The sequence below is a fragment of the Acinetobacter sp. DMC2 genome (genome assembly GCF_056314305.1).
Window position 1 is genome coordinate 195,497 of record NZ_JBQUYP010000002.1, and the last position, 18,045, is coordinate 213,541.

20 protein-coding genes are annotated in these 18,045 nt (G+C 38.9%); 6 read left to right on the forward strand and 14 right to left on the reverse strand.

Annotated features, from left to right (window positions below):
• Positions 1-32: 32 nt before the first annotated feature.
• From ACT53H_RS05260 to ACT53H_RS05275, 4 genes are all read right to left on the reverse strand, one after another.
• A complete protein-coding gene (locus ACT53H_RS05260; protein ID WP_004793939.1) occupies positions 33-170 on the reverse strand; it encodes a hypothetical protein in 138 nt (45 codons plus the stop codon).
• Between the two features lie 71 nt (positions 171-241).
• Positions 242-895 (reverse strand): adenylate kinase, encoded by a 654-nt coding sequence (adk, locus tag ACT53H_RS05265; RefSeq protein WP_004793940.1) that lies wholly within the window; start codon positions 893-895, stop codon positions 242-244.
• Positions 896-981: 86 nt separating this feature from the next.
• A complete protein-coding gene (locus ACT53H_RS05270) occupies positions 982-2,295 on the reverse strand; it encodes a DUF445 domain-containing protein (RefSeq protein ID WP_004793941.1) in 1,314 nt (437 codons plus the stop codon).
• Between the two features lie 61 nt (positions 2,296-2,356).
• A complete protein-coding gene (locus tag ACT53H_RS05275; protein ID WP_004793942.1) occupies positions 2,357-2,875 on the reverse strand; it encodes a hypothetical protein in 519 nt (172 codons plus the stop codon).
• A 235-nt stretch (positions 2,876-3,110) separates the two neighbouring features.
• On the opposite strand from ACT53H_RS05275, the gene mrdA reads away from it, so the two are divergent.
• Both mrdA and rsmD read left to right on the forward strand, forming a co-directional pair.
• A complete protein-coding gene (gene mrdA / locus ACT53H_RS05280) occupies positions 3,111-5,129 on the forward strand; it encodes a penicillin-binding protein 2 (RefSeq protein WP_476008805.1) in 2,019 nt (672 codons plus the stop codon).
• On the forward strand, positions 5,129-5,674 hold the full coding sequence (rsmD, locus tag ACT53H_RS05285) for a 16S rRNA (guanine(966)-N(2))-methyltransferase RsmD (RefSeq protein WP_476008806.1): 546 nt from the start codon (positions 5,129-5,131) through the stop codon (positions 5,672-5,674). Before mrdA ends, rsmD begins: the two co-directional genes overlap by 1 nt.
• Positions 5,675-5,748: 74 nt before the next feature.
• Here the strand turns inward: rsmD and ACT53H_RS05290 are convergent, their stop codons facing one another.
• The 9 genes from ACT53H_RS05290 to ACT53H_RS05330 all read right to left on the reverse strand — a co-directional run bounded on the left by ACT53H_RS05290 (position 5,749) and on the right by ACT53H_RS05330 (position 12,022).
• A complete protein-coding gene (locus tag ACT53H_RS05290) occupies positions 5,749-6,204 on the reverse strand; it encodes a hypothetical protein (RefSeq protein ID WP_034596341.1) in 456 nt (151 codons plus the stop codon).
• A gap of 57 nt (positions 6,205-6,261) precedes the next feature.
• Entirely contained in the window at positions 6,262-6,831 is a 570-nt protein-coding gene (locus ACT53H_RS05295) for a HupE/UreJ family protein (RefSeq protein ID WP_174728296.1), read from the reverse strand.
• A 9-nt stretch (positions 6,832-6,840) separates the two neighbouring features.
• Positions 6,841-7,455, reverse strand: coding sequence for an urease accessory protein UreG (gene ureG / locus ACT53H_RS05300; protein WP_002117800.1), 615 nt, complete (start codon positions 7,453-7,455; stop codon positions 6,841-6,843).
• Between the two features lie 24 nt (positions 7,456-7,479).
• On the reverse strand, positions 7,480-8,145 hold the full coding sequence (locus ACT53H_RS05305) for an urease accessory protein UreF (RefSeq protein ID WP_476008807.1): 666 nt from the start codon (positions 8,143-8,145) through the stop codon (positions 7,480-7,482).
• Positions 8,132-8,614: an urease accessory protein UreE gene (gene ureE, locus ACT53H_RS05310; RefSeq protein ID WP_238611975.1), complete on the reverse strand. Its 483-nt coding sequence runs from the start codon at positions 8,612-8,614 to the stop codon at positions 8,132-8,134. Before ureE ends, ACT53H_RS05305 begins: the two co-directional genes overlap by 14 nt.
• A 71-nt stretch (positions 8,615-8,685) precedes the next feature.
• Positions 8,686-10,386 (reverse strand): urease subunit alpha, encoded by a 1,701-nt coding sequence (gene ureC, locus ACT53H_RS05315; RefSeq protein WP_476008808.1) that lies wholly within the window; start codon positions 10,384-10,386, stop codon positions 8,686-8,688.
• A gap of 31 nt (positions 10,387-10,417) precedes the next feature.
• Complete coding sequence (locus ACT53H_RS05320) at positions 10,418-10,732, reverse strand: urease subunit beta (RefSeq protein ID WP_476008809.1); 315 nt, start codon at positions 10,730-10,732, stop codon at positions 10,418-10,420.
• A gap of 11 nt (positions 10,733-10,743) precedes the next feature.
• Positions 10,744-11,046, reverse strand: a complete 303-nt coding sequence (gene ureA / locus ACT53H_RS05325; protein WP_004793952.1) for an urease subunit gamma — start codon at positions 11,044-11,046, stop codon at positions 10,744-10,746.
• 100 nt (positions 11,047-11,146) lie between these two features.
• Complete coding sequence (locus ACT53H_RS05330; RefSeq protein WP_476008810.1) at positions 11,147-12,022, reverse strand: urease accessory protein UreD; 876 nt, start codon at positions 12,020-12,022, stop codon at positions 11,147-11,149.
• Between the two features lie 202 nt (positions 12,023-12,224).
• Here ACT53H_RS05330 and ACT53H_RS05335 point away from each other — a divergent pair, with 202 nt between their 5' ends.
• Positions 12,225-12,548 carry a hypothetical protein gene (locus ACT53H_RS05335; protein WP_174728281.1) on the forward strand — a complete coding sequence of 108 codons (324 nt, stop codon included), beginning with the start codon at positions 12,225-12,227 and terminating at the stop codon, positions 12,546-12,548.
• A 187-nt stretch (positions 12,549-12,735) separates the two neighbouring features.
• Positions 12,736-13,206, forward strand: a complete 471-nt coding sequence (locus ACT53H_RS05340; protein ID WP_005303368.1) for a copper resistance protein NlpE — start codon at positions 12,736-12,738, stop codon at positions 13,204-13,206.
• Between the two features lie 58 nt (positions 13,207-13,264).
• Here ACT53H_RS05340 and ACT53H_RS05345 read toward each other — a convergent pair whose 3' ends face one another.
• Positions 13,265-14,869 carry an isocitrate lyase gene (locus tag ACT53H_RS05345; protein ID WP_004793960.1) on the reverse strand — a complete coding sequence of 535 codons (1,605 nt, stop codon included), beginning with the start codon at positions 14,867-14,869 and terminating at the stop codon, positions 13,265-13,267.
• A 587-nt stretch (positions 14,870-15,456) separates the two neighbouring features.
• Here ACT53H_RS05345 and ACT53H_RS05350 point away from each other — a divergent pair.
• Together ACT53H_RS05350 and paeA are read left to right on the forward strand one after the other, a co-directional pair.
• Positions 15,457-16,446: a LysR family transcriptional regulator gene (locus ACT53H_RS05350; RefSeq protein ID WP_004703082.1), complete on the forward strand. Its 990-nt coding sequence runs from the start codon at positions 15,457-15,459 to the stop codon at positions 16,444-16,446.
• Between the two features lie 112 nt (positions 16,447-16,558).
• Entirely contained in the window at positions 16,559-17,884 is a 1,326-nt protein-coding gene (paeA, locus tag ACT53H_RS05355) for a polyamine export protein PaeA (RefSeq protein WP_004793961.1), read from the forward strand.
• Positions 17,885-18,045 lie beyond the last annotated feature (161 nt).

The following is an 18,045-nucleotide window of genomic DNA, read 5'->3' on the forward strand; positions in this document are numbered from 1 at the left end:
TGGTTGGGTATAGGTAATATACCCAGTCAATCTTACTTTAGACGTTTTTTCTCATTACGCTCTTCTTTTGCTTGTTTTTGTACCTGCCTAAGCATTTTATAGCTCTGATAACTTAAAAATATGACGAGTGCCAGACTTAGCAATACCACCAAAATCAATATGATTTTCATATTGTTCTCCTGCACTAAATGAAAGAAAAGAGCCCTCACAAAGAGGGCTCATTATCACAAACAATATTAAATTATTTGTCTAAGATGTTGAACAAATCTTTTTGTACATCTTCAATTGTACGCAAGCCATCAAGCTTGTCATAAGTCGGTGCATTCTCACCAGATGCGGCACGGCTTTGATAGAATCCAACCAATTGCTCAGTTTCTGTATGATAAGAAGCTAAACGTTTACGGATTGTTTCTTCTTGGTCATCTGGACGTTGAACAAGATCTTCACCAGTTTCATCATCTTTACCTTCCACTTTAGGTGGATTGTAAACTGTATGATAAACACGGCCAGAAGCTGGATGCTGACGACGACCAGAAAGACGTTGTACGATTTCTTCGTCAGGAACATCAATTTCAATCACGTGATCAATGCTAATCCCTTCTTTTTCCAAAGCTTCAGCTTGTGGAATAGTACGTGGGAAACCATCGAAAATACAGCCATTTACACAGTCAGGCTGAGCAATACGTTCTTTTACTAAACCGATAATAAGTTCATCTGAAACCAAACCACCAGATTCCATTACACTTTTAGCTTTTAGACCTAATTCAGTACCTTCACGAATTGCAGCACGGAGCATATCACCGGTTGAAATTTGTGGGACATTGTAGCGCTTACAGATCAACTGAGCCTGAGTCCCTTTGCCTGCCCCAGGTGGTCCGAGTAAAATAATGCGCATAAAAAACATCCTCATTTAAAACAATGAATATGAAGTCCGGCAGAAAAAGTCTCGTTAATCTTCAATAGATCCTGCCCGACGTCGAATTATAAGAAAGCCACAAACAAATGTATTGTACCAGCAATAAATCCGGTTACCCCACCTAGTACAATAAGAATCCACTCATCCTCCTGAAATGCAGGACGCAATAAATTCTGAAACTCTTTTGGTGTCAGTTCGCGAATACGCTCTTTAAACATTTGAAAAATCTTCTGTGCCCGGCTTGCGTTCAGCGCTGGGTCACATACGGGTCCCATCGTAATTTCAATTGAACGATCAATCAAGTCCGTCTTTAATCTTGCGTACTCTCTTGGCCCTAAAGAAAGCTGTAAAGATGTACGAACTAACGGTGTTTCCATAATTTCGTTAATATGACGCTTCACAATGCGGCGGGTCTTATCTTTACGCGGCCCATACATCATTTCGGTCATAATCGATTTTAACGTAATTAAATCTTCTGTTACTACGCTTGAAAACACGTCAGAGACTTCCTCTTGACGCTTCATGAAAGCACCTTGGAAATTATAAGTCCCAATTCGAAGAACGGGTACAATCCAAGGGAACTTACGATCTTTTGTTAATCTAAAAATCTGTGGGTAACGAATATAATGTGGTTCAATCGGATTAAATACCATCCAGATCGCAATCCAGTTCGTTAAAAAGCCCCAAATTGAAGCCCAAAACGGTACAGTCCAGTGCCAAGGTACGACAAACCAAACAATCATTTGGAAAATACCAAAGAACATTCCAATTAAAGCACTAATATGCCAAATAAAGTTGATTTCTTTTTGCCCCACTTTTAAGAACATACGTACCATTAAACGGCGGTCACCTTCCATTTGGCTAACCACCATTTCACGCATATTAACCAGTGACTCGACGTTCATGGTCAGCTCAGTCACTAATTCTCTTAATACACCTGGTAATTGTTTATGCGCCTGAGCATAAATACGACGTTTAATTGAATAAGGTAAATTTTCCCAAAGTACGGCATTACGATCGATCATGACTTCATCAATCAGATGTTCAAGTTCAAATCCAACCTGCTCACCAATAATACGTGCCATATCTTCAGGATCCATTGCCTCTAAAAATTCACGCAATGAACCTAACTTAGATAATGTATTGTCGGTAATAATACCCGAGATACGTCCAGCTTTACGTGGCACAATACCTTGCCAACCTACGGGTAATGGACCTAAATGGAATCCCCAAAATTTAATTGGGTAAAACACCATTTTTAAAGCCATCCACACGTGTGCCCATGTAACAAAGGCAGTGACTGGAATGATACTCAAAACGGCCCAAAAATCAGGTCTGTGTAAAAAGGTCTGCCACAATCCGCTGACGTACTCTAACATGTAAGACTCTCGTATTTATTTGTGCTCTGCTTATGGCGAGTTAAAGATAAACTGCTTTGTTTTATAAACCAAAACTTAGAGAATAAGAAAATTGAATTTGTGGTTTAGTATCCGCAGCAACTGCCCCATTCTGGTCAGTTAGTTTTTCCGCCGCGCCAATACCCACGCTAAAAGTACTAATTCTTTCTGAATTCAACAATACATAGGCCAAATCGACACCAGCGCCTAAACGGGATTTATAATCACCATCGACCTCTTTACTATCGAGATGCCCAGCATAAAAACCAATATAGTAACCATTTTTATCTGTGCCGGTAAGATAGTAAGGATATCGAAACCCGACTTGGCCACCAGCAGTTTTGTCACCATTCAAAAATGCGCCAACTTTGGCATAGGCAATACCATAAGGGTTTACCCATTCGCCGTTTAAATGTAATAGTTTTTGTGTAAAACCAGCACCCACATTCCACGTAGATGCAGTATGTCCTGCTAATTTTGCTTCTGGAAGGAACGAATAGTCTTGAGCATGAGCCCAACTACTTACCGTCAGAACTGCAAGTAAGGGATAAATTTTTCTCATTATTTTCTCCATTTTCCCTAATCGTATGGTGAGAACAACCCTATTCTATTGAATGAGAGACTTTAACAGAATTATTTTGCTTCTTATATACAAGTATCTACAATTTTGTTGTCTACAAAGTCAAAACGTATCTTATCGAAATGCACGGAAACTTTGAAAATTATGCAATATTTTAAGCGCTCTTGCGTTAGAATAAGCAGCTATTTTTCTACCCTATGTCACTAAGTCGATCCTTATGAAGCAGCACTTTCCTTTAAAAGATATCCAGCAAGAAAAGCGCATTTATCGAGGACGAATCTTTTTTGCCGTAGGTCTTGTTATCGTTTGCTTATTAGTGCTGATTAGCCGATACGCTTATCTGCAAATTTTTCACTATGACGAATTTTCTACAGCATCTGATAAAAACCGAATTCGCTTGCAACCACTTCCACCTGCTCGTGGTTATATCTATGATCGAAATGGCGTATTATTAGCAGATAATTATCCTGTTTTTACAGCAACTTTAAGTAAAACAGATGTAGAAGATGTGGATGGTGTTGTTGAGCAGCTACAACCTATTTTAGATCTAACACAAGAAGATATTGACCGTTTCAAAAGTCGTATAAAAACTGCTCGAAAAACTGAACGTGTCGCAATCAAACTTAATCTAACTGAAGCCAATATTGCCAAGTTCAGTGAAGCTAAATATAAATTTCCCGGCGTAAGAATCGAAACACAAATGACTCGTTACTATCCACACGGTGAGTTATTTGCTCATGTGATTGGTTATGTAGGGCGTATTAACGATAAAGAATTAAAAAGTATTGATAAAGATTTATATGCTGGGACCAATTTAATTGGAAAGATTGGCGTTGAGAAAAGCTATGAAGATTTGCTGCACGGAACACCAGGTTATGAATCTGTTGAAGCAGATGCTCACAGTAACATATTGCGCCATTTAGGTCGTAAAGATCCTACTCGTGGCAATGACCTCTATTTATCTTTAGATTATGGTTTACAGGTTGTTGCATCTCAACAGCTCGCAGGCCGTCGTGGTGCCATTGTTGCTATCGACCCTCGTACGGGTGAAATTCTGGCTTTAGTATCTAGCCCCAGCTTCAACCCTAATTTATTTGTGACGGGTATTAACCATAAAGATTATAGTTCTTTACGGGATAATTTAGATCAACCGCTTTATAACCGTGCGGTACAAGGTGCATACCCTCCAGGTTCTACCATTAAACCAATGGAAGCGATGGGTGGTTTACACTACGGCATTGTAAACTGGTCAACAGCAATTTCTGACCCAGGCTATTTCCACTTACCTGGTGATTCACATAAGTTCCGCGACTGGAAAAAAACCGGTCATGGTATCGTAAACATGCATAAAGCCATCATTATGTCATGTGACACCTATTTTTATATTCTTGCCCATCAAATGGGTATTGATCAAATGAACCAATGGATGCGTCAATTTGGGTTCGGTCAAAAAACAGGTGTCGACCTACCAAGCGAAAGTGAAGGTCTTTACCCAAATCCTGAATGGAAAATGCGTACTCGCAAAGCCAAGTGGATGAAAGGTGAAACAATTTCTGTGAGTATTGGTCAAGGTGCATTTACAGCTACACCTTTACAACTTGCTATGGCAACTGCAATTACAGCCAATCATGGTTCTCATGTCACCCCTCATGTTTTACGTGCAACTCATGGTGCAAAACCATTTACTGTACGTAATGCACCTGATGGCAAAATCAACTTCAACGGAACAGATGAAGACTGGATTCAAATGCGCGATGCCATGATTGATGTAATTCAATCAGGTACTGGTCGAGGCATTCGTACACCTCTCTATCAAATTGCAGGAAAGACAGGAACTGCGCAGGTTAAAAGTATTGCACAGGGTAAACGCTACAATGAAGCAGCCCTGAGCGAACGCCAACTTGACCATGGTTTATTCGTTGGATTCGCACCTGCTGATAAGCCAGAAATTGCAATTGCCGTAATTTGGGAAAATGGTCGTCATGGTGGTTCTGCTGCTCAACTTGCAAGACCTATTTTTGATTACTGGTTATTAACTCGTAAGAAAAACCCAATTCGACCAGCAAACCATCAAGTCAATGGTGGACTAATGACCGCTGGAATTAAGCCAGGTGAGTTATCAAGCGGCGGCGAAGTTGCGAGCTCTACTCCAGCATCCGCTACTTCAACTGCACCCGCAGCCTCAACACCACAGGTTACACCAGCTCGCCCTGCAACCAATGAGGTCGATGAATAATGAAGAATCAATTACGCATTATTGGTGGCGAATGGAAAAGACGAGTACTTCCCTTCGCTAGCATTGAGGGCTTACGCCCAACGCCAGACAGAGTGCGTGAAACTCTATTTAACTGGCTCATGTGGGATATTCAAAATGCGCATGTCCTCGATGTTTGCACAGGCTCTGGCGCATTAGGTTTTGAAGCGTTGTCACGTGGTGCTGCGTCAGTTTATATGATTGAACCAGACAAAACTCAGGCACGTTTCTTAAAAGATAATGTTAAGCTATTAAAAGCCAAAAACTGTCATTTAATCAATGCGACTGCTCAGCAAGCTTTACCCCGTTTAAAAGAACAGTTTGATGTTGTGTTTTTAGATCCACCTTATAGTCTAGACTTATGGCAAGAACTTTCGAACTTGGCAGAACCCCATATTAAAAAGAATGGGTATATTTATGTTGAAGCTGATCGAGATTTATCTCAACTTCTCCTCCCTTCAACATGGCAACAAGTTAAAACAACGAAAGCTGGAACTGTTCACGCAGGGCTTTATCAGAAGATATAATCATGTAGTTTTTTTATCAAAAATTAATTTACCTGATCTATTTATTTGAATTAGATTATTTTAATTTTGTATTTTCAGAATAAATAGATCGTAAAAAATCGTATGAGTTGACCTCGATCATAAGGAAAACTCGAAATATATTCATAACCAATTTTCAGTCTTGGATTAACACTATAATTAAATCCATACCCAACTGAAATGGATAAATCTTGAATATTAATATGATTCGTTAAGCCATTAATGTTTTTATTCTGAAGTTGCCCTGTATCATAGGCTGTATAATTATAAATCACCCAACGCTCATTTGAATAAAACTCATTTTTGAGCACATTATAGTTATTAACTTCATCATCATGCTCAATGGCTAACCGCCTTTGTTCCAAGTTTAAATCTGATTGATCCAACAACTGGTCTGTATTTAGTAAAGTAGAATCACTTTCTGATTGAAAAAAATCATAGGCCTGAACATATCCACTATAAAAGATAATCAGAGCTGTAAAAATAGTATAAATATTCTTATGCACACACATTTTATTTTGCAAATCCAAAAAGGTAGCCTAAAGCTATCTTTTTTTGCAAGGTTTTAATTAACTTAAACCAATTACTGCAACAACTGCTGCACAGGCGCCAACAATTTTTTTGCCATATGGCACATATCGTGTAAGCGCAGCACCCAATGCTAATCCACCACAATAAATTAAAGCCATAGCTGAAACCATACCCATTACTAATGCAACCACATGACCTGAGTGTGCTAATTCAACACCATGCGCTATGCCATGAAAGCTTGTAAGTAATGCTGCAGCGATAGGTAAAATCCGATTTGATTTTGTCCACAAGGCAATTGCTGTAACGACTAAAGAAACAACAATTCCATATTCAGCAACATTTACAGGCACTAAGCCTTGAGCACCGATTAAAAAGCCAATAATAAGGGTAACACTCAAAGTCATGACACCTGCAATTTTCCATTGCTTAGCTGCCGACCAGAGTAGAACACCAAAAGCCAAAGCCATGACTAAATGGTCTAACCCAGTAAAGGGATGAATAAAGCCTGCCATGAATCCTGAATGTTCATGGTCATGTCCTGGGTGTGCCATTGTAAGTGCTGGCAATAATGCAAGGAGCCCTATGCCCCATTTTTTAATGAAGTCCATAATCTCTCCTTAGGCTTTAAATAGCCCTTGTTTCTCAATAAATTGGATAATTTCTTCAAGACCATCTTGTGTTTTCATGTTTGAAAATAAGAATGGCTTTTCTCCGCGCATGCGTTTTGCATCTTGATCCATCACATCAAGATTTGCACCTACCATTGGCGCAAGGTCAGTTTTATTAATAATGAGTAAATCTGACTTGGTAATACCCGGCCCACCTTTACGAGGAATTTTTTCACCACCAGCCACGTCAATCACATATAGAGTTAAATCAGAAAGTTCAGGGCTAAATGTCGCTGCCAAATTATCACCACCACTTTCAATGATAATGAGCTCTAATCCTTCGAATTTTTCACACAAATCATCAATTGCAGCCAAGTTAATTGAAGCATCTTCACGAATAGCTGTATGCGGGCAACCACCAGTTTCTACCCCCACAATACGATCTGGTGACATCGCCTCATTACGGGTTAAGAAGTTTGAATCTTCTTTGGTGTAAATATCATTTGTCACCACAGCCATATTGTATTTATTACGCAAGGCTAAACATAAATTAAGTGTAAGCGCAGTTTTACCCGAACCTACTGGTCCGCCAATTCCAACTCGTAATGGACTACGTTCTGTCATGATTTTTATCCTTCTTTCCTAAACTTAAGATCTGAATAACCGTGAATATTGTGTTTCATGTTTCATACTCAGCATTGCATAACGAGGTAAAGCGCTACTCAATTGCTCATCAACAAGTTGCAAGGCTTTTTCCACAGCTTGGGGCACTAAACCATGTAAGTGCCATAAAATTCTTTGTCCGGCCATTTGCCCTAAAGGAACAGTTTTTACCGCAGCCAGAACCTGATTTTCTAAAACGGTAAAGGTATAAGCTGTGAGCACGTCAATGTCGGCAAGCCCAAGTCGCCCACAGAGTTGTGCATAAACAGGCACAAAACCAAACTGCTTTTTAACTTCAACAGGTTTTTTTAAAACATCTCTAATCCACGCATTTAAAGAAAATGCCAGCTGTTGAGACTCAGCTAAAAGCTCTTTAGTTTCTCGACTCGCCTTATATAAATTTGCCCAAACCAGAAACTGATCTTGGTCATCATGATATTGCATAAGACGTTTTAATACTGGTAGCTCAAACCGTACTAACAGCATTTCCAGCACTTCTTCGAAATAAGCAATTGCCGAGGTTTCATCGTGTATTAAGCCAATATCAATGGCTGTTTCCACACCTTGTGAATAACAATATGCTCCAACTGGCAATGCCGTAGAAGACAGTGTCAGTAATTGAAGTAATTGCGCGGCACTATGAATGGACATGATGCAAAGCTTTGATTGGGCTTAAACGGTGGTCATGACTATGCTGTGCATAGGCACCACTTTCAGGTTCAAACGGATGATCAGTTTCTGAGACTGTAAGCCCCAACCCTTCTACCATTTCTGCAAGCACATGATCAGGTTCAAAATATAAAGCTGTAGGCGTCAACATTAATGGCACATGTCGGTTACCAAGGTGATAAGCTGCTTTAAGCAAATCAAAGTCGGTTTGAGCAATAACTTGCATTAATCGCTCAGGCTTAGCATCGACACGTAGTACATCGCCCTGTTGCGTTGCAATGTATGAACCACTACGCAAAATTCCGGTACGCGGCAAATCAGCACCAATATCTATACCGCTAGATAAAGTTGCCCGAAATCGTGATTTCTGGCGGGTATCAAAAGTCAGCTCAACCGTTTCAAATGTCTGATCAGGAGAAATATCTTCAAGACGTTGTGTATAGATTTTCATTTAGCTTCTCTCTCCTTATTTATTTCATATCTACAAATACAGCAATGAGGCAAATCATCTCTATAAAATCATCAAAACAAAAAATAACGCTGTCCCATTGGCAATACTTCAGCAGGTTCACAGGTTAATAACTCACCATCTGCCCTCACCTCATAAGTCTCAGGATGAACCTGCATGACAGGACAATATGTATTGTGTTTCATATCAGCTTTGCTAATGGCGCGGGTGTTTTTACATGGACTAATTAACTTTTTAAGGTTTAGTTTTTCAGCAACATTTGCATCAATCGCTGCTTGAGATAAAAAGGTAATGCATGTGTTGTGTACACCACGTGGATAAGCACCAAACATTGGACGGTAATGCACTGGTTGAGGTGTCGGAATTGAGGCATTAATGTCGCCCATCGGTGCTGCTGCAATCATGCCGCCTTTAATAATCATGGATGGTTTCACACCAAAAAAGGCGGGCTTCCATAACACTAAGTCAGCAAGCTTCCCTACTTCAATTGAACCAATTTCATGACTTAAACCATGTGTAATTGCTGGGTTAATTGTATATTTGGCAATGTAGCGTTTAACGCGATTATTATCATGGAACTCGTTGTCACCCTCTAAAGGACCACGTTGAATTTTCATTTTATGGGCAGTTTGCCAAGTACGTAAAATCACTTCACCTACACGCCCCATCGCCTGAGAGTCCGAAGACATCATGGCAATCGCGCCTAAATCTTGCAGGATATCTTCAGCGGCAATAGTTTCACGGCGAATACGACTTTCTGCAAAAGCGATATCTTCAGCAATTGCTGGGTCTAAATGATGGCAAACCATGAGCATATCTAAATGCTCATCAATGGTATTAATCGTATAAGGTCGCGTTGGATTAGTTGAAGATGGCAATACGTTACTTTGCCCAATCGCTTTTAAAATGTCAGGTGCATGCCCACCGCCTGCACCTTCGGTATGGTATGTATGAATCGTACGATTTTTAAATGCAGCTAAAGTTTCTTCTAAAAAACCACTTTCATTTAAAGTATCTGTATGAATCGCTACCTGCACATCAAACTCGTCTGCCACACTCAAGCAGTTATCAATAGCAGCAGGTGTTGAACCCCAGTCTTCATGCAGCTTTAAGCCAATTACTCCAGCTTTAATTTGCTCTCGAATGGGGTCAGGTAAACTCAAATTTCCTTTGCCTAATAGACCAATATTCATAGGCAAATCATCAATTGCCTGTAACATGGTCGCAATATGCCAAGGCCCCGGAGTCACTGTCGTTGCCGAAGTTCCGGCTGCTGGCCCTGTACCGCCACCGACCATGGTTGTTGTCCCTGACATTAACGCAGTTTCAACTTGCTGCGGGCAAATCCAGTGAATGTGAGTATCAATACCACCTGCAGTTAAAATTTGTCCTTCACCCGCAATCACTTCTGTTGCAGCCCCTAAAGGAATCGTAATGTCTGGTTGAATATCTGGATTTCCAGCTTTTCCTATTTTCCAGATTCGGCCATTTTTTAAGCCCACGTCAGCTTTAACAATTCCCCACCAATCCACAATCAAGGCATTAGTAATGACTGTGTCAGCAACTTCATCAGCTAAAAGTTGAGATTGCCCCATTCCATCACGAATGACTTTGCCACCGCCAAATTTAACTTCTTCACCATAGGTCGTTAAATCTTGCTCAACCTCAATAAAAAGCTCTGTATCAGCCAAGCGAATACGATCACCAACCGTTGGACCAAATATTTCAGCATATGCACGACGTGACATTTTCATAACTTATTACTCATCTCTTTCATTATCGTTGTTATGTGTAGTCCAGCTTGCCCATGACTCGGCCAGCAAAACCATATACTTCTCGCTTACCCGCTAAAGCAACAAGTTCTACTTCCCGACTTTGTCCCGGTTCAAAACGTATTGCTGTGCCTGCTGCGATATTTAATCGAAAGCCTTTCGCCATTTCGCGATCAAACTGTAATGCATCATTTGCTTCATAAAAATGAAAATGAGAACCCACCTGAATAGGTCGATCACCAATGTTGGCAACTACAACTTTTAAAGTTTGTCGCCCAACATTCAGTTCAATATCAGCATCTGGAGTAATGATTTCACCGGGGATCATAAGCGTTCCTTTTATATGATTGGCTGATGGACTGTGACTAATTTCGAGCCATCTGGAAAAGTTGCCTCGACCTGAACCTCAGCAATCATTTCTGGTACACCCTCCATCACATCTTCGCGCTTTAATAAAGTAGTACCGTAATGCATCAAGTCACTGACCGTCATACCGTCTCGTGCACCTTCAAGTAAAGCTGCTGAAATAAAAGCAATAGCTTCTGGATAATTCAGTTTCAATCCACGCGCTTTACGACGCTCAGCCACTAAACCTGCAGTAAAAATGAGTAACTTATCTTTTTCTGTTGGATTGAGTTCCATTTCTCTTTCCTAAATGGCATTTATATTGTTTAAGCAAAATACGTGCTCAAAAGTAGCATACTTGTTTTAACTGTTTTTTAAATACGCAATTTAACGTAACTTAAGTCTTCCAAATTCTTGGAAATTCTTCATCTAAATCAAACCAATAACGTCTTAATTTTGCTCGTATAGCCGCAAAAGAATCATGACAATGTCGGACATCATTTCCTAAAAAACGAGCCGAAACCACATCATCTAATAGTGTTAAAGTTACAGGCGCTTGCATACGCATCATTAATTCACGAATGAGCTCTAGCTGTTGTTCTAAATAAAATGAAGACCGATATTTCTCTGGTGGCACAGCCCAAAAGCTTCCCATCACGGCTTGATTATTCATACCTAAACATGAACGAAGCCAGCGATCTTCGCCTTCAAAAAACAGTGTGTCTGCGACCAATAATTTTTGCTCTCGCCACAACTTAAATTGGTTGTGGTAGCTTCCCTGCACAAAGCGCTCTGCACGTGCCTGCCGCCCAAGTACCAATATATCCCAACCAATAAAACTCGCAGCATTATCAAGATGAATATGAGTTTCTGAATGTGCTAAAGCCCCATCAAACAGCATCGTTTCTTGTGGAACCCACTCTAAAATGGACTGATCTTTCACATGCAAATGAATATGCTGAAAAGCTTGCTTACCATTGGTTTTGTACCATTTTCCCGCGCCCGGAGTAGTTACTACCGCATGAGCTTGATCTTTGGTTTCAATTTCAAAAGTAAGATGATCTCCTCCTGCAATGCCGGCTGGAGGATGAACAATAATGGCATGACATACACCCGTTCTTTCAGGCCAGAGCATTTTTTGCACCCTAACAGGGCCATGATGCTTTCTATGACTCATTATGGTGCGTGAATTTTCAAAACAAAATCCGAGCTCTAATCGTGCATACCAAAATGGTGCTAAAGAGTTTTTTGAAAACGTTTGTACCTGATTCATTCTGGTTCATATGTTCAAAATAAGTGCTTAAAGTTATAAGCAAAATACGCACCAAATATGAAAATAAGCCAACCGATAAAATTAGATACAATTTTTTTGATTTTAATGAGTTAAAAAATCATCAATGTCTAACATAAAACCACAGTAACTTATGGAATTGTTTATACAATAGCGCCTACCGTTGCTTCCATACTTGCTCTCCATGAAACTTTTTTTCGTGTTAACCCCACTTGTCTTTTTAACTGGGTGTATTTTTGGCCAATCTAATGAGGTCAAACGTGCAGAAAAAATCCTGCACAATTTCGAATGTAAAAATGTTGAGACAAGCCAGCTTGCAACAAGCTCGATTAATTCTTATTACCAGCAATCTTTAGCGGTAAGCAAAGAAAAAGCAACTTCATACGTAGAAAGCTACAAAAATGGTGAAGAGTTATTCGACATGCCGCTAGAAGAAGTTTTAAAGCAACAATACCAACTCTATAAATCAGCATGTGACTCTCTAGGTGGAGTTTCAGCGCAACCGTAATTTATAAGGTATTCATTAAATCGTTTTAGTGAATACCTCATTTTTATTTTTGTTTTAATAATTATTCCAAAATTTACTCACTTTACCTTTTGTTAAAATTAAATTACATACTTAAACTTTTATTAAGCTCTCATATTTCATAGCCTGTTATTTGGTTTTTTATTTATTTTCCGAGGTTTAGTTCATCATGAAAAAAACATTATTATCAGTTGCACTTGTAAGTGCCCTTCTTGTTGCTTGTAGCAAAAACGAAAATAAAGCCGATACAACAACTCAAGCCTCTGCTCCAGCTCAAACCACTGAAGCGAATAACAATGCAGTAGATACTGCTCATACAGCTGAAAACTCACTAGATTGGAATGGCACATATAAAGGCACTCTTCCATGTGCAGACTGTGAAGGCATCAAAACTGATTTAGAGTTAAAAGATGATAAAACTTATGAATTGACTGAAACTTATCTTGGCAAAGGTGATAAGAAACCATTTGAAACCCATGGTACATTTACTTTTGACAAAGATAATACTTCAGTCATTACGTTAGATGATAAAGGACAAAACCGTAAATTCTTTATTGGTGAAAATACGGCAACTGCTTTAGACATGGAAGGTAAAAAAATTGAAGGCTCTTTAGCTGAGCATTATGTTTTGAAAAAATAATTATTTTTAATATAAAAAAAACCCGCTCATATGAGCGGGTTTTTTTTGAAATCAATTCTTAGTGAGCTGCGAATTGGTTCATTGTGTTCTTAGCATCATCATGTGCTTTAAGAGCGTTGTCACCAGAGAAGATTTCTTTGTGATCATCACCGATGTCAGAACCAGCCATTGCTTGGTGTTTAACACAAGCGATACCACCACGGATTTCTTTACGTTGTACGCCAGCAACATAAGCCAACATACCTTCAGAACCGAAGTAACCTTGTGCAAGCTCATGTGTAGAAAGAGCAGCAGTATGGTAAGTCGGAAGTGTGATCAAGTGATGGAACACACCCGCTTCACGAGAAGCATCTGCTTGGAATGTACGGATCTTAGCATCTGCATCAGCAGCTAATTCAGTATTATCATATTCAGCGCTCATTAATTTAGCACGGTCATATGCAGAAACGTCTTTACCTTCAGCAACCCAACGGTCGTAAGCTTGTTGACGGAAGTTTAAAGTCCAGTTGAATGATGGGCTGTTGTTATAAACAAGCTTAGCATTTGGAACAACTTCTTTAACACGGTTAACCATGTGTGCGATTTCTTCTACGTTTGGAGTCGCAGTTTCGATCCAAAGAAGGTCAGCACCATTTTGAAGGCTAGTCACACAGTCAAGTACAACGCGGTCAATTTGTGTGTCAGCACGGAACTGATATAAACCAGAAGGTAAACGCTTAGGACGGTGTAATTTACCATCACGTTTGATCAAGATTTCATCTTCTTGAGCATCAGCAATGTCAATTTCAACAGTGTCTAAGAAACCGATATATTGAGAAGCAATATCACCTGGCTCTTTAACTACTGGAATTTTTTGAGTCAAGTCAGCGCCTTCAGAGTCAGTACGCGCAACGATGATACCGTCATCAAGACCCATTTCTAAGAATGCATAACGTAATGCATGGATTTTAGAGATGAAATCTTCATGTGGAACAGTTACTTTACCAGCTTGGTGACCACATTGTTTAGCATCAGATACTTGGTTTTCGATTTGAAGCGCACAAGCACCAGCTTCGATCATTTTACGAGCAAGTAAGTAAGTCGCTTCTTCGTTACCGAAACCAGCATCGATGTCAGCAATAATTGGCACGATGTGAGTTTGGAAGCCGTCGATTTGAGCAGTGATTTCAGCAGCTTTAGCAGTATCACCCGCTTCTTGCGCTTTTTTAAGCGCACGGAATAAATCGTTTAATTCTTTTGCGTCAGCTTGACGTAAGAAAGTGTAGATTTCTTCGATTAATGCAGGTACTGAAGTTTTTTCGTGCATAGATTGGTCAGGAAGTGGACCAAATTCTGAACGAAGAGCAGCAACCATCCAACCAGAAAGATAGATATAGCGACGTTCAGTAGTACCGAAGTATTTTTTGTTCGCAATCATTTTTTGTTGTGCGATAAAACCGTGCCAGCAACCTAGTGATTGAGTATATTTGCTAGAGTCAGCATCATAAGCAGCCATATCACGACGCATAATCGCAGCTGTATATTTAGCAATATCTAAACCAGTTTTGAATTGGTTTTGCATTTGCATACGTGCAGCATCTTCTGGGCTAATATCGCGCCAAGTGCTACCGAATTTTGCTTTTAGTTCGCGGATTGCATCAATCGCTGTTTGATATGTAGTCATGATATTGTCCTGTATTCATTTTAGGATTTCATCGATTGAAGCGTAGAGTCATGTACTTAAATTTCTTATGACACCAGCTGCTTCGTCATGAACACAGCTTAGACTTAGCCAATCAATTAATCCAATATCCTTTATTAATCTTCAGTATTTATTTAAAAAATATACCGATAAATCGATATTATAGATAAAACCAAAAACATTAACACTTTGTTTATAAAAATAAAATTATTCTAAAGGAGTATAGAATTTTATTCTAAAAAACGAGTAAGTCTTATTTTTATACATTTTTTGAAGTTTTTCTAGCCATTTTTAATTTAAAAAGTCAATTGTAAATTAGGCTATTTTCGCCAATGTAAAAAGTCAATTTACATGCTAGAAAGTAATGAGTTATATATAAATATATTCTATTTATCACCTTCATACTTAAAAACGTTGCAAAGACAATAAAATCGAGCCTTTGAAGCACCTCTCACTCCTACTTAATTCCTACAAAAAATGTCGTTTTTCTCATCATTTTTTCACACAATAGTTATTAGATATGGCATAATTTGAAACAATTTCAGGGTTTTATTTTCGGTATTTTTTTTATGAATCTGGAGCGAGTAGATCTTAATCTATTAATATATCTTGATGTACTTCTTCGTGAAAAAAATGTTACACGCGCAGCCGAACAGCTTGGGGTAACTCAGCCTGCAATGAGTAATATTTTACGTCGTTTGCGTAATTTATTTAATGACCCTCTTCTTATCCGCTCATCTGAAGGGATGACACCAACAGAACGTGCACTTGAATTACAGCCTCGTATTCGTGATGCTCTTTCTGATCTCTCCATGATTTTGGAACCCCGTACCGAATTCCGCCCTTATACAAGTAATCGCGTTTTCCGCATTATGACATCTGACTATGCTGAGGCAACTTTAGTTCCTCGTCTTGTCAAAGCGCTCCGCTCTGAAGCTCCAAACGTTGTTCTTGATTTTCTTACACCGAGTGATGTGTCTTATAGAGATATGGAACAAGGTAAAGTTGATCTTGCAATTAATAGATTTAATGAAATACCGCAAAGTTTCCATCAGGTTTTAGTTTGGCGTGATAGTTTCAGTTGTATTCTGAACGACAAACATCCTGCTGTGACGCATTTAAATTTAAAAAGCTATTTAGATGCACAACACATCTGGGTTTCTAAAACAGGTATGGGTGTAGGTTTTGGGGTAAACCCAGATAAACAAGGTGGTTTAGGTTGGATTGATCAGGCATTAGAACGTATTGGTCAACGTCGTAAAATTTCTGTATTTACTCGCCACTACCAAATGCCTGCATTACTTGCTCAAAATGTAGATCTTATTGCTACATTACCAACCCGCATGGCACGCCTACAAACACAGAACCCTAAACTGGTTATAAAGGATCCTCCTTTTTATATTCCAGAGTTCGAACTTAAAATGGCTTGGTGCCCGTTGTTACATCATCACCCTGCTCATCGCTGGCTGCGCCAACTTATCTTATTTGTTGCTCGTCAAATGATTGAAGAAGAAAACCGTGAATTTCTAACCAACAATTCACAATTTTCTCACTATTAAATAAATTTTAATTTAATTGTCCTATCTTCAAGCGCTGAGCAATCAATCTGATTACCTCAGCGCTTTTTTATGTTAAAACATAGTCATAATAATGATGAACCTCAGGTGATTTGTGAGTCTCTTTCAAAATATCATTATCATCGTACTGCTTATCATCGGAGCAGGCTTTTTATCTTTAACTGAAATTGCACTAGCAGGTGCCAGAAAAGTTAAGCTAAAAATTCTAGCCGAAGCGGGTGAAGAACGCGCCCAACAAGTACTAGATTTACAAGAACAATCTGCTGACTTTTTTGCAGCCTCTCAAATTGGTCTAAATGCAGTTGCGATTTTAGGCGGTATTTTGGGTGAAGCTGCTTTTCGTCCTTATTTCGTCACTTTAGTAGACCGCTTTTACACAGGCCCTTGGACACAAACGATCGGTTTTGCCCTTTCCTTCACCCTAGTGACCTCACTTTTTATTTTATTTGCCGACCTTATGCCAAAACGTTTGGCTATGATTGCACCTGAAAAAATTGCAATTAGTGTTATTAACCCAATTCAAGTTTTTATTAAGATTTGCAAACCTTTAGCTTGGGGAATTAACGCAATTGCCAACCTGCTATTCCGTTTGTTTAAAGTGAATACAACACGAGAAGACAATATTACTTTTGATGATATTTCAGCAGTCATGGATGCAGGTGCTCAAGCGGGCGTACTTCAGAAACAAGAACATCACTTTATCGAGAATGTTTTTGAATTAGAAGAACGTAACGTACCTTCGAGCATGACCACACGTGAAAATGTTGTTTATTTCACTTTAAATGAACACGAAGATAGCATTCGCCAAAAATTAGCAGAGTATCCATATTCAAAGTTTTTGGTCTGTAATGAAAATATTGATCAAGTCATTGGTTACGTCGATGCTAAAGACTTTCTTGTTCGCATTTTAAATAACCAATCCCCAACTCAATTGAATGAATCAACCATTCGTACTGTCTTGATGATTCCTGACACCCTAACCCTATCGGAATTACTTGATCGTTTCCGTTCTACAAAAGAAAAGTTTGCGGTTGTGATAAACGAATATGCGCTTGTCGTAGGTGTTATTACTTTAAGCGATATTATGATTACGGTTATGGGCGACTGGGTAACACCAATTGATGAAGAACAACAAATCATTAAACGTGACAATAACTCATGGTTAATTGATGGCAGCACACCGATTGATGACTTAAGACACGCACTTGAAATTGACGAAATGCCTGATGAAGAAAATTATGAAACTTTAGCAGGCTTTATGATGTACCGCCTGCGCAAAATTCCACGTCCAGCAGATTTTGTAGAATTCGGTGGATACAAGTTTGAAGTAGTCGATGTCGATCATTTTAAAATTGACCAACTTCTTGTAACTCGAATTTTAGAACAAACAGAAGTACATTCATCAATTGATGACAACTAATTTATATTAATTTAAATACCTCACAATTTTATGTGGGGTATTTTTTTAATCTAAATAAATATTTCAAATATGTGTAATAATTATTTTAGATTCATAAATTCAAGTTGCTCTTTTAATCTAAAAGCAATATTATTTAAATCATCATTTATATTAAATCTTAA